This is a genomic window from Acidiplasma cupricumulans (assembly GCF_001402935.1).
Taxonomy (GTDB): domain Archaea; phylum Thermoplasmatota; class Thermoplasmata; order Thermoplasmatales; family Thermoplasmataceae; genus Acidiplasma; species Acidiplasma aeolicum.
Genome location: NZ_LKBH01000144.1, coordinates 1 through 2,477, shown reverse-complemented (window position 1 = coordinate 2,477; position 2,477 = coordinate 1). Strand labels below are relative to the sequence as shown.

At 31.7% G+C, this 2,477-nt stretch carries 3 protein-coding genes; all 3 read left to right on the top strand.

From position 1 onward, the window contains the following. On the top strand, nucleotides 1-670 hold a 670-nt coding region (locus tag AOG55_RS04275), incomplete at its 5' end, for an HAD family hydrolase (protein WP_055040938.1). 33 nt (nucleotides 671-703) lie between these two features. Further along, entirely contained in the window at nucleotides 704-1,405 is a 702-nt protein-coding gene (locus AOG55_RS04270; protein WP_048101477.1) for an MBL fold metallo-hydrolase, read from the top strand. A 2-nt stretch (nucleotides 1,406-1,407) separates the two neighbouring features. After that, nucleotides 1,408-2,463 carry an ATP-NAD kinase family protein gene (locus AOG55_RS04265; RefSeq protein ID WP_054964454.1) on the top strand — a complete coding sequence of 352 codons (1,056 nt, stop codon included), beginning with the start codon at nucleotides 1,408-1,410 and terminating at the stop codon, nucleotides 2,461-2,463. Nucleotides 2,464-2,477 lie beyond the last annotated feature (14 nt).

The following is a 2,477-nucleotide window of genomic DNA, read 5'->3' as shown; positions in this document are numbered from 1 at the left end:
TATGGAGATAAAAGAAATGGAAAATGTATATAAAGATATTAAGAAATTAAATGATATTAAATTGATAGTATTTGATATGGATGGTGTGCTGTTAAAGAACAGAAATTCATGGGATGTTTTAATCGATAAAATATCTGGAAATAAAATAAAAAGAGATAAAATGATTTATACTTTTGATTACCTTTACAGGCATAATATACCCGCACATCTTTATAATTCATTAAGATCTGGAAATATGGCCAGATATCTTAATCTAAATGATATATCACCAAATCTGCATATGACAATGGAAGAAATAAAGAAAATGGGCATAAAAACTGCTATAGTTTCCGCCGGTGTTCATGAATTTGCAGAGTATCTTGGCACCATGTATGGATTCGATTATGCAATAGGCAATCAAATAGATACTGAGAACATGAAAATTGTCAAAAATGTTGACCCGTTAAAAAAGGATTACAATGTAAGACTTATACAAAAGACATTTGGAATAGATAAGGATGAAACATTATCTGTTGGTGATTCATTCATGGATTTATCAATGAAAAGGGCGTCCAGATATTTTATAGCATTTAACCCCTCAAACGTGGAAATGTTAAAGTATTCTGATTTTTCAGTCAAATCTAATAATTTATTTGAAATTATAAAAACCATTAAATGGAACATCCATTAGAAAAATGTTAATAATCAATCAAAATAATCTGTTATGGATATAAAGGTTATTGGCACGTGGAGTGCAAAAATAGAGAAAAATAGAAAAAATACATCGTTTTTAATTGATGATCATATACTACTTGATTGCGGCCCACACACTGCAGAGTCAATAATAGATAATGGAATCAAACTGGAGAAAATTGATCTTGTATTAATCACGCACATGCATCTGGATCACTTTTCCGGCCTGCCCGATCTTTTATGGCAGAGGGCATTAAGGAATATTGATGGCGATATAACAATCATGGGTCCACGCAATATTGAAAAATCAGTTTTTACTCTTTTGGATATATTTAATTCGCCTGATGATTTTAAAAAACATTTCTTTTTTACAGATAATTATGAAAATATTGAAACTGGGAATGGAATTCATACAGTTGAGGACATTACATACAGAATAAAATCTGATAAAATTTTATTTTATTCAGGGGACACATCATATTCAGAGGATGTGATTACATCAGGCCATGATTCAGATATTTTTATACATGAGGCAACATTTCCGTCAAGACTTTCATCCGAGGCCCCAAAATTTGGGCATTCATCTGTTAAGGACGCAATAAATGCATTTAAAAAAAGTGAATCCAGAATCTTTATGCCAACACATTTATCAGAATTTTCATACAGGGAACTAATTAAAAATAATAATGTTAATATGATAATACCGGAAGAAAACAGTTTATACAGGATTTAAAAATGAAAATAGGATTCTTTGTAAACCCGCTTGCGGGCTATGGTGGTGAGATCAATAATAAGGGCTCAGATAACCTGAAGCTTGAAAGTATTGAAAAATCTTATTCTCTTGGTGTTGCAAGAAAATTTTTATCAAAAATAATTCCGGGTGATTCCTTATTTTATGTTCCCTATGGTTATATGGGGTCATATCTGCTTGATGAATTCTCATATAAATATGAAATAACATATTATCCAGAATATCCATCATCATCTCAGGATACGGTAAATTTTATTAAATCACTTGTAAATCCAGATTTTGTCTGTTTTGTTGGTGGTGACGGAACTGCCAGGGATATCGTTTCATGCGGCACCGGATTTTTATTTATTGGAATACCTGCAGGTGTAAAAATGTACAGTTCTGTATTTTCAATTAACGCTGAACACGCCGCATCACTTTTTAACAGTCTGGTATCATCAAAAAACTATGAAACAACATACGCTGAGGTAAATGACATAAATGAGGAGGATTACAGAAATGGGAGACTTTCAATAAAAAATTATGGTTTAATGAAAATTATAAAATCAGGCGATGTTGTAATTAATTCAAAGGCAGAGTATTCTCAGGGTTCTGCAGGGGATATAGCAGAGTATATAATTGACAATATGGATAACAATACATATTATCTAATAGGTCCTGGAACCACATGTAAGGAAATACTGTTGAACCTTGGAATAAAGACAAACATACTTGGCTTTGATCTTATTTTAAACAAAAGCCTTGTTGCATCGGATATTGATGAGCCGACAATTTATCATTATGTTAGCCAAAAAAGGACTGTTATGATAATATCACCCATTGGTGGCCAGGGCTTTTTGCTTGGCAGGGGGAATAAACAGATATCAGGGCGTGTTTTTGATTTAATTGGATTTGATAATATAATAATTGTTTCCACTGAGGAAAAATTAAATGATATCAAAGACCTTTATATAGACATCAATACCAGTAAAAAACTTCCAGAGTATGTAAGAATTTTAACAGGTTATGGTTATTTCAAGATTAAGAGGCTTGTGCACTGATTATTATAAATTCA

Coding starts and splice junctions, on each gene's coding strand:
- AOG55_RS04270 (WP_048101477.1), top strand. CDS start 704: ATGGATATAAAGGTTATTGGCACGTGGAGTGCAAAAATAGAGAAAAAT.
- AOG55_RS04265 (WP_054964454.1), top strand. CDS start 1,408: ATGAAAATAGGATTCTTTGTAAACCCGCTTGCGGGCTATGGTGGTGAG.